The organism is Kitasatospora sp. NPDC015121 (assembly GCF_055562955.1).
Genome location: NZ_JBVHEH010000001.1, coordinates 138,098 through 155,428, shown reverse-complemented (window position 1 = coordinate 155,428; position 17,331 = coordinate 138,098). Strand labels below are relative to the sequence as shown.

Below are 17,331 nucleotides of genomic sequence, written 5' to 3'. Positions count from 1 at the left end.
GGCTCAAGACTGCTGTCTCATCGCACAAGCGACCTTAAGGCGAACTTAAGGGTTGCATGTGCAATGCCTCAAGGGCCCCGTTCCGGTCGAACCGGACGAACCGGGACGCGCCCTCGCACCCCCGTTCCCCGCCGGGGGATACTGACGCGGTTTCAGCGAACCGCCCCGCCAGGGCCGTTCGCCCGCCGAAGGAGGGGAACCCATGCCCGACACCCGCGTGCCCGGCCCGGCCGGACTGCCGCTGATCGGCTCGCTGCTCGACCTCAAGCGGGACGCGCTCGGCACCTACCTCGCCGCCCGCCGCGACCACGGCGACGTGATCCGGGTCCAGGCCGGTCCGCCCGGCCTGCGCGCGGAGCTCTGGATGGTCTTCTCGCCCGAGGGCGCCCAGCAGGTGCTCGCCACCGAATCCGCCAACTTCCGCAAGGACAACGTCTTCTACGGCGAGATCCGGGCCAGCTTCGGCAACGGCCTGCTCACCGCCCAGGACGCCGACTACCTGCGCCAGCGCCGACTCGTCCAGCCGCTGTTCACCCGCAAGCGGGTCGACGACTACGCCGACGCGATCGCCACCGAGACCGACGCGCTGGCCGCCCGCTGGGCCGCCGTCCCCGGCGGCACCGTCGACCTCGCCGAGGAGATGAACCGCTTCGCGCTGCGCACCGTCTCCCGGATCCTGTTCGGCCAGGACGTCGAGGAGGCCGTCGACACCGTCCACCACGCCTTCCCGGTCCTGAACGGCTTCGTCCGCGACCGGGGCTTCGCCCCGCTGCGGCTGCCCCGCCAGTGGCCGCTGCCCGCGCACCGCAAGGCGCTCGCCGCCGAACGCGCCCTCTACGAGGTGTGCGACTCCATCATCGCCCGCCGCACCGCCCAGGGCGGCGACGGCGGTAGCGACCTGCTCGGCCTGCTCGCCGCCGCCCGCGGCGAGGACGGCGAGCGGCTGGACGCCACCGAACTGCGCGAGCAGGTGCTGATCTTCCTGCTGGCCGGCCACGAGACCACCGCCACCTCGCTCACCTTCGCCCTGCACCTGCTCGGCAAGCACCCCGAGCAGCAGGCCCTCGCCCACCGCGAGGCCGCCGCCCTGCTCGCCGACGGCCGCCGCCCCACCGCCGCCGACTACGCCGGACTCCCGTACCTCACCCGGGTGCTGAAGGAGAGCATGCGGCTCTACCCCGCCGCCCCCTCGGTCGGCCGGCGGGCCGTCGCCGGCACCACGATCGGCGGCGTCGACATCCCGGCCGGCGCGGACGTCCTGGTCGTCCCGTACGTCACCCACCGCCACCCCGGGCACTGGGAGGACCCGGAGCGCTTCGACCCCGAGCGCTTCACCCCCGAGCGCGAGGCCGCCCGGCACCGCTACGCCTGGTTCCCGTTCGGCGGCGGGCCGCGCGCCTGCATCGGCCAGCACTTCTCGATGCTGGAGTCGGTGCTCGCGCTGGCCGTGCTGCTGCGCGAGTTCGAGGTCACCGCGGTCGACACCGACGTCCCGCTCGGGCAGGGCATCACCCTGGAGGTCCGCGGCCCGGTCCGGGTGAAGCTCACCCCGCGCGGCTGACCCCGGGCCGGCCGGCTGACGGCGGTTGTCGGCCCGCCCCGCTACGGTGGCGCCGACGCCGCCGACCACGACGGCGGCAGAGCGGAGCGGCACGGATGACGACCATCGAGCACCCCTACTTCGGCCGCCTGGGGACCGGCGCGTCCCAGGAGCCGGACGTCGTCTGGCGGGGCACCGTGCGGCTGGGCGGGGACGAGGTCGAGGTCGTCCTGTGGGCCGGGGCCGGCCGGCTGCCGGACGCCGCCGAACTGGACGCCCTCGCCGCCCGCCTCGCCGACCCGGCGGCCCTCGACGCGACCGCCCGCGCCGCGCTGCGGGCCCACCTGCGCGCCGACCGCCACTTCGTCGACCACCACGTCGAGGAACTGGCCGAGGAGAGCGAGCAGGTCGCCCGGCTGCTCCGGGAGGCCGCGGGCGGCGAGGTCGGCGTGGACGCCTTCCTGGCCGCCCTGCGGCCGTGCGGCGTCGGCCTCTGGCCGGCCGGCCTGGCCGACGGGCCGCCGATCGTTCTGGACTACGCCTTCGAACCCGGACTCAGCGACCAGGTCCTGGCCGTCCGGGCCACCGCGGACGGCACGGTGACCGCCGTCGACTGGGAGAGCTGACCGCCGCCCGCAGCCTCCCGGCCTCCGTGCCCGGCGCGGACCGGGCACGGGGTCCAGGGGCCCACCGGCGCTGCCACGGGCTGCTCGCGGACGCCTGCCGGAAACATGAGGCGGGCACACGTCGCCGGGCCATTCGAGCACAGAACCCCCGCATCGCGTGGTGCTTTTCACATCTTCTGGTGACCATTCATCAGCTCTGGGTAGCGTCCACGGTCCCTGGACCACAGGGGCTCGGGCGAGTGGCGGACACCTCTCGCGAAAGGCGGGAGGCGCCGGATGGGATCGACGGACCACTTCAGCTTCGGCTGGCTCACGCCGCTGCTGTCCTACGCGATGGCCTGCGTCGGCGCCGCGCTCGGCCTGCGGTGCACGCTGCGCGCGCTGTCCGCGACCGGCGCCTCCCGGCGCAACTGGCTGCTCACCGCCGCCGCCGCGATCGGCTCCGGGATCTGGACGATGCACTTCGTCGCCATGTTCGGCTTCACCGTCGACGGCACCGACCTGCGCTACGACGTCCCGCTGACCATCCTCAGCCTGCTGGTCGCGATCGCCGTCGTCGGGCTCGGCGTCTTCGTGGTCGGCTACGGCCGGCACCGGGGCCGCAGCCTGCTGCTCGGCGGGCTCACCACCGGCGTCGGGGTCGCCGCGATGCACTACCTCGGCATGTCGGCGGTCCGGATCCACGGCGAACTGCGCTACCAGGTCGGCACCGTGGCGCTGTCCGTGCTGATCGCCGTCGGCGCCGCCACCGCCGCGCTCTGGGCCGCCGTCACCATCCGCAACGTGTACGCCGCCGCCGCGGCCGCGCTGGTGATGGGCATCGCCGTCAGCTGCATGCACTACACCGGGATGGCCGCCGTCCACATCCACATGGACCCCGCCCGCACCGGCCTCGGCGGCGCCACCCCCATGCAGTTCGTCTTCCCGCTCGCCGTCGGGCTCGGCTCCTTCCTCTTCCTGACCTCCGCCTTCGTCGCGCTCTCCCCGACCGCGCAGGAGCGCGCCGCCTACCGCGAGGCCGGTGAACTCACCGTCGAGGACCTCGGCCGCGCCGCCTGAGCCTCCCCGCACGGCCGGCACCCCCCGTCCCGACGAGACCCGTAGCCCGAAAGGCCGCCACACCCATGCGCGCAAGCCGAGGCACCTCCCGCAGCGGACCGCCCGCCCCCAGCACCCCGCGCGGCCCCGCCCGCAGCCGGCCCGGCGCGCCCCGGCGCGGCGCCCACGCCGGGCCGCCCGCCGACGAGACGCCGCCGGCCGTCCCCGCCGCCACCCGGATCGGCCTGCGCCCGCGCACCGTCCGGGCCCGGATCGTCGCCGTGCTGATGGTGCCCGTGGTGTCCGTGATGGCGCTGTGGGCGTTCGCCACCGTCACCGCCGCCGGGGACGTCTGGGAGCTGCTGCGGATCAAGAGCGTCGACGCGCGCCTGCGCACCCCCCTGGACCGCACCGTCGCCGCCCTGCAGGCCGAACGCGCCGCCGCCGGACAGCTGCTGGCCGCCCCCGGCGCCGACCGGGCCGCCGCGCTGCGCGCCGCCGCCCAGCAGACCGACCAGGCCGCCGCCCCGCTGCTCCTCGCCCCCGACTACAACCGCGCCGACGCCGAGGGCCTCGGCCCCGAGGCGGCCGGCCGCCTCGACGTCCTGGGCCGCGCCGTCGCCGCCCTCCCCGCGCTGCGCGCCCGGCTGCTGGACCGCGCCGTCCCCTGGGCGGACGCCTACGCCGTCTACACCGCCGCCGTCGACGAGGCGTTCGCGGTCGGCGGCTCGCTCACCGCCCTCCAGGACCACCGGGTCGCCGCGGACGCCCGGGTGCTGCTCGAGTTCGCCCGCTCCCGGGAGCAACTCGCCCGCGAGGACGCCCTGTTGCGCACCGCCCAGCGGGCCGGCCAGCTCACCGAGGCGCAGTACCGGCAGATCCTCCAGGCCGGCTACGCCCGCACCCAGTTCGAGCAGACCGCCGCCGCCGACCTGCGCCCCGCCGACCGCACCGCGCTCGCCGCCGTCACCGGCGGCCCCGACTACCAGGAACTGCGCCGCTACGAGGAGCAGTTGCTGAACGCCGCCGATCCGCGCGCCGCCCTCACCGCCGCCCCCGACACCCGCTGGGCCGCCGTCGCCGACAGCACCGCGCACGCCCTGGCCGACCTCGAACGGCAGGCCGGCGCGACCGCCGCCGAACGCTCCGACCCGTACGCGCTGGGCCTGTTCAGCACCTCCGGCGCGACCGTGCTGCTCGGCCTGCTCGCGGTGCTCGCCTCGCTGCTGATCTCGGTCCGGATCGGCCGCGGCCTGGTCGCCGAACTGCACGCCCTGCGCAACTCCGCACTCGAACTCGCCGGCCGCACGCTCCCGGCCACCATGCGGCGGTTGCGGGCCGGTGAGGAGGTCGACGTGGACGCCGAGGTGCCGCCGCGCGACCACGGCGACGACGAGATCGGCCAGGTCCACCACGCCCTCGACAGTGTCCAGCGGGCCGCCGTCACCGCCGCCGTCGAACGTGCCGAGGTGCTCTCCGGCGTCTCCGGCGTCTTCGTCAACCTGGCCCGCCGCAGCCAGGTCCTGGTGCACCGCCAACTCACCCTGCTGGACGCCATGGAGCGCCGCACCGAGGACCCCGCCGAACTCGACGACCTGTTCCGGCTCGACCACCTCACCACCCGGATGCGCCGCCACGCCGAAGGCCTGATCATCCTCTCCGGCGCCGCCCCCGGCCGGGCCTGGCGCAGGCCCGTCCCGCTCACCGACGTGGTCCGGGCCGCCGTCGCCGAGGTCGAGGAGTACGCCCGGGTCGACGTACACCGCCTCCCGTACGCCGCCGTCACCGGACCCGCCGTCGCCGACCTCACCCACCTGATCGCCGAACTCGTCGAGAACGCCACCGGGTTCTCGCCCCCGCACACCAAGGTCCGGATCCGCGGCGAGGCGGTCGGCAACGGCTACGCCCTGGAGATCGAGGACCGCGGCCTCGGCATGGGCCCCGAAGCCCTCGCCGACGCCAACCGGCGGATCGACGCCAGCGAACAGGTCGACCTCTTCGACAGCGACCGCCTCGGCCTGTTCGTGGTCAGCCGCCTCGCCAAGCGCCACGCCGTCAAGGTCTCGCTGCGCCCCTCCGCGTACGGCGGCACCACCGCGGTCGTGCTGCTGCCGCTCGCCCTGCTCGACCTGCGCGAGGGCGACCCCCGGCCGGGCGGACGGGAACCGGCCGCCGGATCCGAACCCGAACCCACCAGCCCCGTACGGTCGTTGCCCGCCGCCACCGAACTGCCGCAACCTCCGAGGCAGTTGCCCAAGGCACCCGAACTGCCTCCCACGGCAAAGCCGTTCGTCCCCGCTCCGATCGCCGCCCCGACCCCCGTCCAGGCGCTGCCCTCGCGGGCGGTCCCCGCCCGGCAGGAGGACGAACTCCCGCGCCGGGTGCGGCAGGCCAGCCTCGCCCCGCAACTGCGCGACGCCCCCGAACCGCCCCGCCCCGGGCTGCGCCCCGCCGAACCCGCCGACCGCGACCCCGAGCAGGCCCGCAGCGCGATGACCGCCTTCCAGCGCGGCTGGCAGCGCGGACGGCACCCCGACGGCCCGTACGACGCCCCGCCCCAGCACCCCCGTCAGCGAGGAGAGAGCGCCCGATGATCGGAACCACCCGCCAGAGCGGCGAACTGAACTGGCTCCTCGACGAGTTGGTCACCCGGACGGCCCGGGTCAGGTTCACCGTCATGCTCTCCGCCGACGGCCTGCCGATGGGCAACTCCACCGGCCTCGGCCGCGAGGACGCCGAACACCTGGCCGCCGTCGCCTCCGGCTTCCACAGCCTCGCCAAGGGCGCCGGACGCCACTTCGACGCGGGCGAAGTACGGCAGACCATGGTCGAGTTGGAGCGCGGCTACCTGTTCGTCGCGGCCGCCGGACAGGGCTCCTGCCTGGCCGTCTTCGCCGAACCCGACGCCGACCTCGGCCTGATCGCCTACGAGACGGCCCGCCTGGTCCGCCGGGTCGGCGAACACCTGCACGCCGCCCCGCGCGGCTACTAGGAGGGGCGACCGCACGATGGCCTACCCGCCCCGGCGCTACCTGCCCGGCTCGCCCTTCGGCTGCCCGCCGCCACCCGACCGCCCCGTCCAGTGGTACGACGAGGACGCCGGGCCGATGGTCCGCCCCTACGCCCTCACCAAGGGCCGCACCCGGCCCGGCCAGCCCTTCGACCTGATCGCCCTGGTCGTCACCGACATCCCCGACCCGACCGGGCTGCCGGTCGGCCCCGAACAGGTCGCCATCCTGGAGATCTGCCGGGGCAACGCCCTCTCCGTCGCCGAGATCGCCGCCGACCTCGACCTGCCGCTCGGCGTGGTCCGGGTCCTGCTCGGCGACCTGCTCGACGCCGAACACATCCGGGTCAGCCGCCCCGTCCCGCCCGCGCTGCTCCCGCACGAACACATCCTCCAGGAGGTCATCCATGGGCTCCGCGCCCTCTGACAGCGCCGACCTGGCGTTGAAGATCCTGGTCGCCGGCGGCTTCGGCGTCGGCAAGACCACCCTGGTCGGCGCCGTCAGCGAGATCAAACCCCTGCGCACCGAGGAGCAGCTGACCGCCGCCGGGACCCACGTCGACGACCTCGGCGGCGTCGAACGCAAGACCACCACCACCGTCGCCATGGACTTCGGCCGGATCACCATCCGCGACGGCCTCTCCGTCTACCTGTTCGGCACCCCCGGCCAGGACCGGTTCTGGTTCCTCTGGGACGAACTCGCCCAGGGCGCGCTCGGCGCCGTCGTCCTCGCAGACACCCGCCGCCTCACCGACTGCTTCCCCGCCGTCGACTTCTTCGAGCACCGGGGCATCCCCTTCGTGGTCGCCGTCAACCACTTCGAGGGCAGCCGCAGCTTCCACCCCGAGGACGTCTCCCGGGCCCTCGACCTCGACACCGCCACCCCCGTGGTGCCCTGCGACGCCCGCGAACGCGCCTCCGGCAAGGACGTCCTGATCAGCCTGGTCGAACACGCCGGCAAGGTGCACGCCGCCCGGGTGCTCGCCCAGACCAGGAGCTGACGCCGGACGGACCCCGGGCCGACCGGCACCGGCACCGGCGGCCGGTCACCGGCACCGGCCGCCGGTGCCGGAAACCGGGTTGACGCGTCCGCGCGGAGCTCGGCTAGCATGCCCGGCATGTTCCTCACCCGCGACTAGGACCCCGCACCGCGACCGCCCGCCGTACCCGGCGCCGCGGTCGCTCCGGCGTCCCCGTCCACCGGCGCACCGCGCGCCGCCACCGTTGAGGAACCCCACCCCGCCATGTCCGCGTCCTACCTGGCCGTGCTGCGCACACCCGGCGCCGCCCGGCTGATCCCCGCCGCCCTGCTCGGCCGCCTCTCCTACGGCACCGCCCCGCTCTCCCTGCTGCTCGCCGCCGCCGACACCACCGGCTCGTACAGCCGGGCCGGCTGGCTGATGGCCGTCTTCTCCGCCGTCAGCGTCCTGCTCTTCCCGTACCGCGCCGGACTCGTCGACCGGCACGGCCCGCGCCGCGCCCTGCCCCCCATGGCCCTCGGGTACGCCGCCGCCCTGCTCGCCCTCGCCGCCACCACCTGGCGCTCCGGCACCCCTTACTGGGCCCTGCTGCTGCTCGCCACCGCCGCCGGCGTCCTCGCCCCGCCGCTCGGACCCGTCACCCGGGCCCAGTGGAGCGTCCTCGCCGCCGACCCCGAACTGCGCCGCCGCGCCTACAGCCTGGACACCGTCGCCGAGGAACTCCTGTACGTCACCGGCCCGTTGCTGGCCGGCCTGCTGGCCGCCACCGTCCGCCCCGCCGCCGGACTCCTGCTCGGCGCCGCCCTCGCCCTCACCGGCACCCTCGCCCTCGCCGCCGTCGCCGTCCCCGTCGCCCCCCGCGACCCGGCGGCCCCGCCGCCGCCGCGGGCCGCCACCCGCCGACTGCTCGGCCGCGCCCGCCAGCCCCTCACCGCCGCGGCCGGTGCCGGCGCGGGCCTCGCCGCGTTCTCGCTGCTCGCCGTGGTCTTCGCCGCCCGGCACGGCCGCCCCGCCGACGTCGCCTGGGTCGAAGCCGCGCTCGCCGCCGGCAGCGCCACCGGCGGACTCGTCCTCGGCGCGGTCGACTGGCGCGCCCCCGCCCGCACCCGCCTCACCCTCCTCACCGCCGCCCTCGCCGCGGCCCTCGCCCTCGCCGCCCTCGCCCCGACCCTGCCCGCCCTCAGCGCCGTCGCCGCCCTGGCCGGCCTCACCGTCGCTCCCACCCTCACCACCGCCTACCTCCTGGGCGACGAACTCGCCGCCCCCACCGAGCGCACCCGGGCCGGCGCCTGGGTCAACACCGCCTTCAACGCCGGCAACTCCACCGCCACCGCGCTCACCGGCACCCTGCTCGCCCACCTCCCCCTCACCACCTGCCTGCTCCTCGCCGCCACCCCGCCGCTCGCCGCCCTCGCCCTCCGCGGCGGGACCGGCCCGGCGGACGGACAGGACGGCCCGGGCGACCCGGTGGACGGACCGGCGCGGCCTACCGCGGCGGGATGACCCGACTGCCGCGGCGGGATGGGACCGGATCAACCCGCCGCGGGTCGAACCGGCGGCCGGACCGGGCCTAGGTTGGTCACCGGAGGTCGCCGCGCCCGCGCCCGCACACACGGGGGTGCTCGCGGGGGAGGGCGCGGCGCGGCGACCGAACCGCCGGACGGCTGCTACCCGTCGGCCTCGGGCCGGCCGGGGACGACCAGGCCGTTCTCGTAGCCGAACACCACGGCCTGGGCCCGGCTGGAGAGCCCCAACTTGGCCATCGTGCGGTTGAGATGGGTCTTGACGGTGGCCTCGCTCAGGAACAGCGCGGCGGCGATCTCGGCGTTGGAGAGCCCGCGGGCGACCTGCCGCAGCACCTCGCGCTCCCGGTTGGTGACGCTCGGCCAGGCCGCCGGATCGGGCCGCTCCGGCGCCGGCGCGGGCGCGTACGCCTCGATCAGGCGGCGGGTGACGGACGGCGCGAACAGCATGTCGCCGGCCGCCACCGTGTGGATCGCGGCGATCAGCCGCTCGGGCGGCGTCTCCTTCAGCAGGAAGCCGCTGGCGCCCGCCCGCAGCGCGCCGTAGACGTACTCGTCCAGGTCGAAGGTGGTGAGCACGACGACCCGGGGCGGCCGGCCGGACGGCAGGGCGAGGATCCGCTCGGTGGCCTGGATGCCGTCGGTGCCGGGCATCCGGATGTCCATCAGCACCACGTCGGGGTGGCTCTGCGCCGCCTGCCGGACCGCGTCCTCCCCGTCGCCGGCCTCGCCGACCACCTCCAGGCCGGGGGCGGCCCGCAGCAGTGCTCCGAGTCCGGCGCGCACGAGGACGTGGTCGTCGGCGATCAGGACGGTGGGCATCGGGGCAACCTCGCCGGGGACGGTCGGCACCGGTCGGGGCCCGGTGCCGGACTACGGGTGCGGGCGGCCCGGTGCGTCGTCGCCCGCGCCGGCCGGGACCGGGAGGTTCAGCACGACCTCGAACCCGCCCCCGGGCCGGGGGTCGGCGCTCACCGTCCCCCGGTAGATCCTGGCGCGTTCACGCATGCCGATCAAGCCGTGGCCGGAACCCGGTGCGGACTCGGCCGAAACGGGCCGGGTGCCGTTGTCGGCGATCCGCACCGCGAGCGCCCGCGGCGCGTACCGGACGGTCACCGACGCCTCGGCCGGCCCGGCGTGCCGCAGCACGTTGGTCAGCGCCTCCTGGACCACCCGGTACGCGCACAGGTCCATCCCCGGCGGGAGCCGGAACGGAGTTCCCTCCAACCGCAGTTCGGTCGGCACGCCCGCCGCCCGCACCCGCCGCACCAGCTCCTCCAGCCGGCCCAGCCCGGGGGCCGGCGCGTACTCGGCCGCCTCCTCGGCGCCCGACCCGCCCTCCGGCCCGACCCGCAGCAGCACCAGCAGCCGCCGCAACTCCTCCAGCGCCTCCCGGCTGGTCGCCGCGATCGTCTCCAACGCCCCCTTGGCGGTGGCCGGATCGGCCTCCACCACGTACGAGGCCATCCCGGCCTGCAGCGAGACCACCGACATGTGGTGGGCCACCACGTCGTGCAACTCCCTTGCGATCCGGACGCGTTCCTCGGTGATCGCCCGCGCCGCCCGCAACTCCTGTTCGGCGCGCAGCCGTTCGGTCAGCTCGGCCAGCCGGCGGCTGCGCTCGGCGGAGACCCCCGCCGCCCGGCCGAGGAAGGCGACCACCCCCGGGAAGGCGACCGCCTGGACCAGCACCGCCGACATCTCCGAGTGCTCCCCGCCCAGCACCCCGGCCACCGTCCAGGCCGCGCCCACCGCCACCGCGCCGAGCACCGCCGTCCGGGCGGGGCGCGCCGCCGCGACGGCGTACAGCACCAGCAGCACCGCCGGGGAGTTGACCACCGGCCAGTACCCGCAGCCGATGTAGCCGAGCCACACCGCGACCACCGCGACCAGCACCGGCACCGGCGCGGTCCGCCGCAGCACCAGCGCCGCGCCCACCAGCAGGATCAGCAGCCGCCCGAGGAGGTCCATCCGGTGCCAGGGCGCGGGCGGCGCCTCGTGGCCGAGGACCAGGCTCGCGGCCGCGTACAGCGCGGCGAGCGCCGAGTCCACCACCAGTGGCCGGCGCGCACCCCCCACCAGCCGGCCGAGGCCCCCGGATCCCGTTCGCACCGGCGCAGCCTACGTCCTCGCCCGGTCCGCTCCAACCGCCTTGCCGGACGGTCCGGTTCGGGGGACGGGGAACCCTACCGGCGCGGCAGCGGACGGCCCGCCGGTACCGCAGGGGTTTACCCGGAGCTCAAACCGCCGCCGGATGCGGGGGCGGACCCGGCTTTGGCAGGTTCGTTCCGCGCGGGAGACCGCCACCACCACGAAGACCCGAGGGAGGGACGGACCCCGTGAGCGTTTCGGTGACCCCGGACTGGCTCCGCCAGCGCGGCGACGACTGCGAACAGCTCGCCCAGCAGGTGGGCGCCCAGCGCGGACCCGGCCTGGCGACCTGCGACGCGCTCAGCGGCGGGGCGGCCGGCTGGTCGTTCCCGGGCGGCGTGGAGGCGCTCGCCGACCGCTGGGAGAAGCTCAACAAGGTGGTGGAGAAGCGCCTGTCCGAGGCCTCCGACGCCTTCCACACCAACGGCGGCAACTGGGAGAAGCACGAGAACACCGTCGTCGACTTCTTCCACCGCCTGCTGTTCGGCTGACGCCGTCCGGCACGCGATCCGACACGCCATTCGACACGCGATCCGACACGCGATCCGACGGGGGACCCGCACATGGTGGACTTCGACACGCTGGCCCGTTTCGACGCCGGCGTCCTGGACCGGTTCGTCGACGGCTGGAAGGCCGTCCTCGGCCGGCTGAACGAGACCGGGGAGGGCTTCTCCAGCCGGGTGGTCGGCCAGGTCCGCTCGGGCGAGTGGGTCGGCAAGGACGCCGAGGCCGCCGGCCCGCACTGCGACCGGATCCTGGTGGACATCCAGGCGGTGGCCAAGGAGGTCAAGGGGGTGATCGACTTCGCCGGGAAGATGGCCGGCGCGGGCGAGGAGGACTTCCAAGGGCTGCGCGGACTCTCCGAGAAGGCCAGGAAGTACCAGCGGGAGGCGGCCGGCCTCCAGCTGGCCATCGGCCCGGACGGCACGCTGACCTCCACCGACCCGCGGCCGGCCGACCCCAACCCGCAGCCGGCCGAGGTCGCCCGGCTGCGGGAGCGGGAGGCGCGGGCCGCCGATCTCCAGGCGAAGGTCAGGCTGGTCCTCGAACAGGCCACCAAGGCCGACGAGTGGTTCACCAAGGGACTGAAGGTGGCCTTCGGCACCGAGGACAACTTCGAGAGCGAGAACCGCGAGTTCCGCCAGGTCGAGGCCGGCTGGAACGACTACAAGACCTACGCGGAGATGGAGCTCGTCGCGCAGGCCCTGCGGCGCCACTACCACTACGACGACGCCGCGAACCTGCTCGACCACTGGCTCGGGGGCAGCGGCGACCCGGCCGCGGTCGACCCGGCGAAGATGATGCGGGACATGCCCACCACCTTCGGCAAGGACGTGAAGGCGCAGCTGGCGTCGCTGAAGAAGATGCCGGACGGGCCGGTCGAGACGAAGTGGCAGGGCAGCCACCCGAACCCGGCCACCGACCCCGGCGGGCAGAACTGGTACTACGCGCTGAACCACTTCGAGTACCGGCTGGTCGGCGACAAGCGCGACGGCACCATCACCTACCGCGTCGAGGTGCGCAAGGACTACGACTGGGGAACCCCCAGCGAGCACCGCAGCAACCTGGAGAAGCTCAAGGGCCTCGTCCACATCGAACAGGCCGACGTGGCCCGGCTGAACAACACCCGCCAGGCCCGCGACTTCAAGGTCAACGGCAGCACCGGCCCGCTCACCGAACCGAGCTGACCCGCCCCGGGCCCGGTCCGCCCCCGGGGCCTCCCGCCCCGCCGCCGATGAGTTCCGGCGGCGGGACCCGTCCAACCGGGCATGACACGAATCGCCGTCAACGGAACCACGCTCGGCACCGAGTCCTTCGGCCCCGAGGACGCCCCGCCCGTCCTGCTCGTCGGCGGGGTGACCATGCTCTCCTGGCCCGACGCGCTGTGCGAGCGCCTCGCCGCCGGCGGCCGCCGGGTGGTGCGCTACGACCTGCGCGACAGCGGCGCCTCGGCGACCGCCGACCCGGACGCGCCCGGCTACACGCTGCGCACCCTCGCCGCCGACGCCGCCGCCCTCGCCGCCTCGCTCGGCGGGGGCCCCGCGCACCTCGCGGGCATCGGCGTCGGCGGGATGGTCGCGCAGGTCGCCGCGCTCGACCACCCGGACGCGTTCGCCGCGCTCACCCTGGTCGGCACCCGTCCCGTCGCGCCCGGCCGGACCGACCCGGACCTGCCCGACCACGACCGGGCGACGATGGGCCGGCTGTTCTCCCGCCCGATGCCGGACTGGACCGACCGCGCGGCCGTCGCGGAGTTCGCCGCCGCCGGCGCGGAGGTCCTCGGCGACGACCCCGCCGCCGCCCGCGCCCGGGCCGCCCGGATCTGGGACCGCACGCCCGCCGGCCCGGCCGCCGTCCACCTCGCCAACCAGCTGGGCGCGGTGTTCTCCCGCCTGGACTGCGCACCCCGCTGGCGCGAACGCCTCCCCGGGATCGCCGTCCCCACCCTCGTCGTGCACGGCCGCCACGACCGGTTCTTCCCGGTCGGCAACGCCGAGGCGATCGCCCGCGAGATCCCGGGCGCGCGACTGCTCGTCCTGGAGGACGCCGCGACGGCGCTGCCCGCTTCGGGGGACGGCGTGGCGGCGGTCGCCGCAGCGATGCTCGCGCTGCGCTGAAGGGGCCCGGCCGGGACCGGAAGCGGGCCGCCGCTCCCGGTCCCGGTTCTCCGCGGCACCCGGCCGCACCGACCCACCGGTCCCTAGGCGGGGCGGCCGCTCCGCAGGAGCTTTTCGGCGGCGGCCAGGTTGACGGCCACGCAGGCCCACGCGCCGGAGGTGTAGACGACGGAGGCGGGCAGGCCGGTGGCGCCGAGCAGGACGAGCCAGAGGCGGAAGGTGACGGCGGCGAAGATCAGGGCGTAGGAGCGGAGCATCCACGCGCGGTGGGCGGGGATCCGGCCGTGCCGGGCGTGGTGGAGGCCGAGGGCGGTGGTGGTGAGGACGAGGGCGGCGAGCAGGGTGAAGGCGAGCGGCGCCAGCGGGGGGTAGAGGCCGTACGGGGCGACCAGCAGACCGCCGACGCCGGTCGCGGCCGCGGCCAGGACGTAGAGCCGCCCGGTCCAGCGGTGGACGGCGGGGCGGCGGGCGCGCAGGCGGGGGAGGAACTGGAGCGGGCCGAGGGAGAGCGCGAGGACGCCACCGCCGATGTGCGTCAGCAGGACCGGCAGGTGGGCGGCGTAGACGTCGCGCTGCTCCTCCAGGAAGGCGCCCCGGTCGAGGGTGAAGTAGCGGGCGGAGAAGGCGGCGACGAGCAGCGCCAGGGTGGGGACGGCGACCCGGCCGGCCCGGCGCAGGACGCCGGACTTCCGCGCGGCGGTGGGGACTTCGGCCTCGACGGGGCGGTGGAGTGTCATGCCGGGGACGCTACGGACCGGCCCCGGCCTGCGGCGTCCCCCCGCCGGGGTGGCCCGGCGTACCCCGCCGGGGGTAGCGACCCGGGCCCGTCCCGGATCCCGGTGGACGGCCCGTCCGGGGCCGGGCCGGTTCGGGTAGGTTCTCCCCGGCCACCCGCCCCGGCCGCCCGCCCCGCCTACCAGCACCGAGGACGCCGCACCATGCCGCCCACCGTCGCCAGCAGGCTCCGACCACCCGAGTTCCCCCGGCTGTCGGGCCTCGTCCCGGCCGTGCTCACGGACGTCGTGCCGGCCGCGGTGCTGTGCGCCGCGATGCTCGCCGAACGCCTCGGCGCGGAGGACCGGACGGCCGGCCGGCTGCCGTTCGCGCTCACCCTGACCGCGCTGCTCACCGCCGCCGCCGCGGCCCGCCGCCGGGCCCCGCTGGCGGCGTACCTGGTGGCGACGCTGGCGCTGACCGCCGAGGCGCAGCTGGTCGCGCCGAGCCCGATCTCGCCGTACGCCAACCTGCTGGGCGCGTACGCCGTCGGACGGTACGGGGGCCGGGGCCGGGCCGGGTGGGGGCCGCCGCTGGTGCTGGTCGGGGTGGTCGGGTACTTCGCCGGGCAGGACGTCGAGGTGGTGATGCCGGCGGGCGTGCTCGCGGTGTGGCTGGCGGTGTGGGCGTTCGGCTACGGCGGCGCCCTCCGGCTGGCCCGGCAGGCGGCCGAACGGCGGCGCGCCCGGGCCGAGTTGCTCGCCGAGGAGCGGGCCCGGATCGCCCGCGAGGTGCACGACCTGGTCGGCCACTCGCTGAACCTGATGCTGGTCCAGGCGGGCGCCGCACGGCGGTTGATCGACCGGACGCCCGAACGCAGCCGCGACCTGCTCGCCGAGATCGAGCGCACCGGAAACGACGCGCTCGGCGAACTCGACCGCGTCCTCGGCCTGTTGCGCGGCACCGCGCCCCAACGGCCCGGCGCCGCCACGGTGTCCGAGCCCGGACTGGACGAACTCCCGGCGCTGGCCGAACGGATGGGCCGGGCCGGGTTGGCCGTCGAGCTGCACCGCGACACCCCGCCGCTGCCCCCGGAACAGGACGCCTGCGCGTACCGGGTGGTCCAGGAGTCGCTGACCAACGCGCTGCGGCACTCCGGCGCCGGGCACGCCGCCGTCCGGATCGTCCGGCAGGGCGGGGCGACCCTGGTCGAGGTCGCCGACGACGGCTCCGGCCCGCCGCCCGGCCACCGCCCCGGCCGCGGCCTGACCGGCATCGCCGAACGCGCCGCCCGCCTGCACGGCACCGCCGAGCACGGGCTCGGGGCGAACGGCGGCTTCCTGGTCCGGGTCAGCCTCCCGGTCGGGGGCGCCCGGTGAGCGGGCCGCGCACCGTCCGGGTGCTGATCGCCGACGACGACCCGCTGCTGCGCGCCGGGCTCGCCGTGGTGCTGGAGACCGCCGACCGGATCGAGGTGGTCGGCCAGGCCGGGGACGGGCTGCGGGCCGTCGAACTGGCCCGGCAGCTGCGGCCCGACGTCGTCCTGATGGACGTCCGGATGCCCGGCTGCGACGGCGTCGAGGCTACCCGCCGGCTGGCCGGGTCGGCGAGCCGGGTGCTGGTGCTGACCACCTTCCACCACGACGCGTACGTGTGGGGCGCGCTGCGGGCCGGGGCCGCCGGGTTCCTGCTGAAGCGGGCCTCCCCGGAGCGGCTGATCGACGCCGTGCACGCCGTCGCGGACGGCGAGGCCGTCCTCGACCCCGCCGTCACCCGCGACCTGCTCGGCCACCTGCTGGCCGCCCCCGCACCGTCCCCGTCGCCCTCGTCGTCCCCGTCGTCCCCGGAGGCCGGTTCCGGCCCGCTGGCGGTGCTGACCGTCCGCGAGCGCGAGGTGCTGCGGCTGGCCGCCGAGGGGCACCCGAACGAGGAGATCGCCGCGCTGCTGCACCTGGCCGAGTCGACCGTGAAGACGCACGTCAAGCGGATCCTCGGCAAGCTCGGCGCGCGCGACCGCTCGCAGGCGGTGGCCGCCGCGTACCGGCACGGCCTGATGGGACCGCAGCACCGCAGGCCGCCCGCGCCGGAGGCTCCGTGACACTCCGTCACGGACCGGGTGCCCGGGGAACGCGTCGGTACGGTCGTACATTGAGCGGATGATCGTGGAGAACGGACCGGGAGCCGTGCGGCCGGAGCGCTACGGGTGGGGCCCGTCCGGGCGGCGGCTCGCCGAGCAGGGCCGCTGGGACGAACTGCTGGAGCGCTTCCGGCTCGCCCGGGCACTCGGCGACCCGCTCGCCGGACCGCTCGGCCACCTCGTCGCGTACGGCGCGCCCGCCGCCCTCGCCGCCCGGCTGTTCGACCCCGACGGCGGGCCCGGCGCCCCCGCGACCATCGCCGACCACGACGCCGGACCGCTCTGGGAGGTCCTCGCCACCCGGCACCCGCGCACCGTCCTCGACGCCCTGCCGCTGCCGCCCGCGATCGGCCGCCTCGCCGCCCACACCCGCGCCCTGCTCGGCGACGACCCCGGCCCCGGCGCCCCGCCCGACGACGGCGGCGTCCCCTACCGGCTGCTGCCCTGGGAGGACGGCGGCTGGGAACGCGACACCCGCGTCCGCGAGTACCTCCCCGGCGGCGGCGCCCGCCGCGCCCTGCACCTCGCCCCGCCCACCCGCGAAGGCCTCGCTGTCCTCGAACTCCCCAACCCCGGGCCCCGGTTGACCGGCCTCCCCGCCACCCGCGCGCTGGCCGCGCTCGCCGACTGGACCACCGCCGTCTGCGTCCGGGGCCGCGCCGCCGACGCCGCCGCCCAACTCGCCGGCGGCCCCGAGGTCACCGGCGGCCAGCTCCCGTTCGCCGCGCTCTACCCCGCCCTGGTCCACCTCGCCTCCGCCCGCCCCGACCGCGGCGCCGCCCAAGGACGCCTCGCCGTCTGGCAGTTGCTCGCCGCGATGGACGGCACCCCCACCCCCACCCGGCAGGCCGCCGACGCCCTCGTCGCCCGCCTGCGCTGCCTCGCCTGGAGCGAACCCGCCGACGACCTGCGGCATCTCCACCTCGCCCTGGAGGACCCCGCCACCGGCCTCGCCTGGGCCCTCTCCGGCACCACCCCGACCCCCGCCTGAGCCCGG

General features: G+C 76.3%; 17 protein-coding genes. 14 read left to right on the top strand and 3 right to left on the bottom strand.

The genetic code is table 11. The features are described from left to right. Positions 1-202: 202 nt before the first annotated feature. From ACZ3J7_RS00640 to ACZ3J7_RS00605, 8 genes are all read left to right on the top strand, one after another. The gene (locus ACZ3J7_RS00640; protein WP_465615348.1) at positions 203-1,561 is read left to right on the top strand and encodes a cytochrome P450; all 1,359 of its coding nucleotides are present in this window, start codon (positions 203-205) and stop codon (positions 1,559-1,561) included. A gap of 95 nt (positions 1,562-1,656) precedes the next feature. Beyond that, complete coding sequence (locus tag ACZ3J7_RS00635) at positions 1,657-2,166, top strand: DUF2004 domain-containing protein (RefSeq protein ID WP_465615346.1); 510 nt, start codon at positions 1,657-1,659, stop codon at positions 2,164-2,166. A 276-nt stretch (positions 2,167-2,442) separates the two neighbouring features. Then, positions 2,443-3,225, top strand: coding sequence for an MHYT domain-containing protein (locus ACZ3J7_RS00630; protein WP_465615344.1), 783 nt, complete (start codon positions 2,443-2,445; stop codon positions 3,223-3,225). A 65-nt stretch (positions 3,226-3,290) separates the two neighbouring features. Then, positions 3,291-5,798: a nitrate- and nitrite sensing domain-containing protein gene (locus ACZ3J7_RS00625; protein WP_465615342.1), complete on the top strand. Its 2,508-nt coding sequence runs from the start codon at positions 3,291-3,293 to the stop codon at positions 5,796-5,798. Beyond that, positions 5,795-6,196, top strand: coding sequence for a roadblock/LC7 domain-containing protein (locus ACZ3J7_RS00620; RefSeq protein WP_465615340.1), 402 nt, complete (start codon positions 5,795-5,797; stop codon positions 6,194-6,196). The genes ACZ3J7_RS00625 and ACZ3J7_RS00620 overlap by 4 nt, the downstream gene beginning before the upstream one ends. Before the next feature lie 16 nt (positions 6,197-6,212). Continuing rightward, positions 6,213-6,638, top strand: a complete 426-nt coding sequence (locus ACZ3J7_RS00615; protein WP_465615338.1) for a DUF742 domain-containing protein — start codon at positions 6,213-6,215, stop codon at positions 6,636-6,638. Next, complete coding sequence (locus tag ACZ3J7_RS00610) at positions 6,619-7,212, top strand: GTP-binding protein (RefSeq protein ID WP_465615336.1); 594 nt, start codon at positions 6,619-6,621, stop codon at positions 7,210-7,212. Before ACZ3J7_RS00615 ends, ACZ3J7_RS00610 begins: the two co-directional genes overlap by 20 nt. Before the next feature lie 243 nt (positions 7,213-7,455). Then, entirely contained in the window at positions 7,456-8,694 is a 1,239-nt protein-coding gene (locus ACZ3J7_RS00605) for an MFS transporter (protein ID WP_465615334.1), read from the top strand. A gap of 164 nt (positions 8,695-8,858) precedes the next feature. On the opposite strand, the gene ACZ3J7_RS00600 is transcribed toward ACZ3J7_RS00605, so the two are convergent. Next, positions 8,859-9,536, bottom strand: a complete 678-nt coding sequence (locus tag ACZ3J7_RS00600; RefSeq protein WP_465615332.1) for a response regulator — start codon at positions 9,534-9,536, stop codon at positions 8,859-8,861. Positions 9,537-9,587: 51 nt separating this feature from the next. Beyond that, entirely contained in the window at positions 9,588-10,826 is a 1,239-nt protein-coding gene (locus ACZ3J7_RS00595; protein WP_465615330.1) for a sensor histidine kinase, read from the bottom strand. A 227-nt stretch (positions 10,827-11,053) separates the two neighbouring features. Between ACZ3J7_RS00595 and ACZ3J7_RS00590 the strand changes: the two genes are divergently transcribed. The 3 genes from ACZ3J7_RS00590 to ACZ3J7_RS00580 all read left to right on the top strand — a co-directional run bounded on the left by ACZ3J7_RS00590 (position 11,054) and on the right by ACZ3J7_RS00580 (position 13,483). Then, a complete protein-coding gene (locus tag ACZ3J7_RS00590) occupies positions 11,054-11,356 on the top strand; it encodes a hypothetical protein (protein WP_465615328.1) in 303 nt (100 codons plus the stop codon). A 72-nt stretch (positions 11,357-11,428) separates the two neighbouring features. Next, complete coding sequence (locus ACZ3J7_RS00585; RefSeq protein ID WP_465615327.1) at positions 11,429-12,553, top strand: hypothetical protein; 1,125 nt, start codon at positions 11,429-11,431, stop codon at positions 12,551-12,553. Positions 12,554-12,634: 81 nt separating this feature from the next. Beyond that, positions 12,635-13,483, top strand: a complete 849-nt coding sequence (locus tag ACZ3J7_RS00580) for an alpha/beta fold hydrolase (protein WP_465615326.1) — start codon at positions 12,635-12,637, stop codon at positions 13,481-13,483. 83 nt (positions 13,484-13,566) lie between these two features. On the opposite strand, the gene ACZ3J7_RS00575 is transcribed toward ACZ3J7_RS00580, so the two are convergent. Further along, on the bottom strand, positions 13,567-14,220 hold the full coding sequence (locus ACZ3J7_RS00575; protein ID WP_465615324.1) for a DUF2306 domain-containing protein: 654 nt from the start codon (positions 14,218-14,220) through the stop codon (positions 13,567-13,569). A 201-nt stretch (positions 14,221-14,421) separates the two neighbouring features. Between ACZ3J7_RS00575 and ACZ3J7_RS00570 the strand changes: the two genes are divergently transcribed. From ACZ3J7_RS00570 to ACZ3J7_RS00560, 3 genes are read left to right on the top strand one after another with little or no spacing between them, the layout of a single operon-like run. Beyond that, on the top strand, positions 14,422-15,576 hold the full coding sequence (locus tag ACZ3J7_RS00570) for a sensor histidine kinase (protein WP_465615322.1): 1,155 nt from the start codon (positions 14,422-14,424) through the stop codon (positions 15,574-15,576). After that, positions 15,573-16,295 carry a response regulator gene (locus tag ACZ3J7_RS00565; protein WP_465615320.1) on the top strand — a complete coding sequence of 241 codons (723 nt, stop codon included), beginning with the start codon at positions 15,573-15,575 and terminating at the stop codon, positions 16,293-16,295. Before ACZ3J7_RS00570 ends, ACZ3J7_RS00565 begins: the two co-directional genes overlap by 4 nt. A gap of 58 nt (positions 16,296-16,353) precedes the next feature. Then, complete coding sequence (locus tag ACZ3J7_RS00560) at positions 16,354-17,325, top strand: hypothetical protein (protein ID WP_465615318.1); 972 nt, start codon at positions 16,354-16,356, stop codon at positions 17,323-17,325. The last annotated feature ends 6 nt before the right edge of the window (positions 17,326-17,331 follow it).

What these genes read in the sequence shown, in the direction of transcription:
- ACZ3J7_RS00630 (WP_465615344.1), top strand. Translation starts at nt 2,443, where the DNA reads ATGGGATCGACGGACCACTTCAGCTTCGGCTGGCTCACGCCGCTGCTG.
- ACZ3J7_RS00605 (WP_465615334.1), top strand. Translation starts at nt 7,456, where the DNA reads ATGTCCGCGTCCTACCTGGCCGTGCTGCGCACACCCGGCGCCGCCCGG.
- ACZ3J7_RS00570 (WP_465615322.1), top strand. Translation starts at nt 14,422, where the DNA reads ATGCCGCCCACCGTCGCCAGCAGGCTCCGACCACCCGAGTTCCCCCGG.
- ACZ3J7_RS00640 (WP_465615348.1), top strand. Translation starts at nt 203, where the DNA reads ATGCCCGACACCCGCGTGCCCGGCCCGGCCGGACTGCCGCTGATCGGC.
- ACZ3J7_RS00580 (WP_465615326.1), top strand. Translation starts at nt 12,635, where the DNA reads ATGACACGAATCGCCGTCAACGGAACCACGCTCGGCACCGAGTCCTTC.
- ACZ3J7_RS00575 (WP_465615324.1), bottom strand. Translation starts at nt 14,220, where the DNA reads ATGACACTCCACCGCCCCGTCGAGGCCGAAGTCCCCACCGCCGCGCGG.
- ACZ3J7_RS00560 (WP_465615318.1), top strand. Translation starts at nt 16,354, where the DNA reads ATGATCGTGGAGAACGGACCGGGAGCCGTGCGGCCGGAGCGCTACGGG.
- ACZ3J7_RS00610 (WP_465615336.1), top strand. Translation starts at nt 6,619, where the DNA reads ATGGGCTCCGCGCCCTCTGACAGCGCCGACCTGGCGTTGAAGATCCTG.
- ACZ3J7_RS00600 (WP_465615332.1), bottom strand. Translation starts at nt 9,536, where the DNA reads ATGCCCACCGTCCTGATCGCCGACGACCACGTCCTCGTGCGCGCCGGA.
- ACZ3J7_RS00620 (WP_465615340.1), top strand. Translation starts at nt 5,795, where the DNA reads ATGATCGGAACCACCCGCCAGAGCGGCGAACTGAACTGGCTCCTCGAC.
- ACZ3J7_RS00625 (WP_465615342.1), top strand. Translation starts at nt 3,291, where the DNA reads ATGCGCGCAAGCCGAGGCACCTCCCGCAGCGGACCGCCCGCCCCCAGC.
- ACZ3J7_RS00635 (WP_465615346.1), top strand. Translation starts at nt 1,657, where the DNA reads ATGACGACCATCGAGCACCCCTACTTCGGCCGCCTGGGGACCGGCGCG.
- ACZ3J7_RS00615 (WP_465615338.1), top strand. Translation starts at nt 6,213, where the DNA reads ATGGCCTACCCGCCCCGGCGCTACCTGCCCGGCTCGCCCTTCGGCTGC.
- ACZ3J7_RS00585 (WP_465615327.1), top strand. Translation starts at nt 11,429, where the DNA reads ATGGTGGACTTCGACACGCTGGCCCGTTTCGACGCCGGCGTCCTGGAC.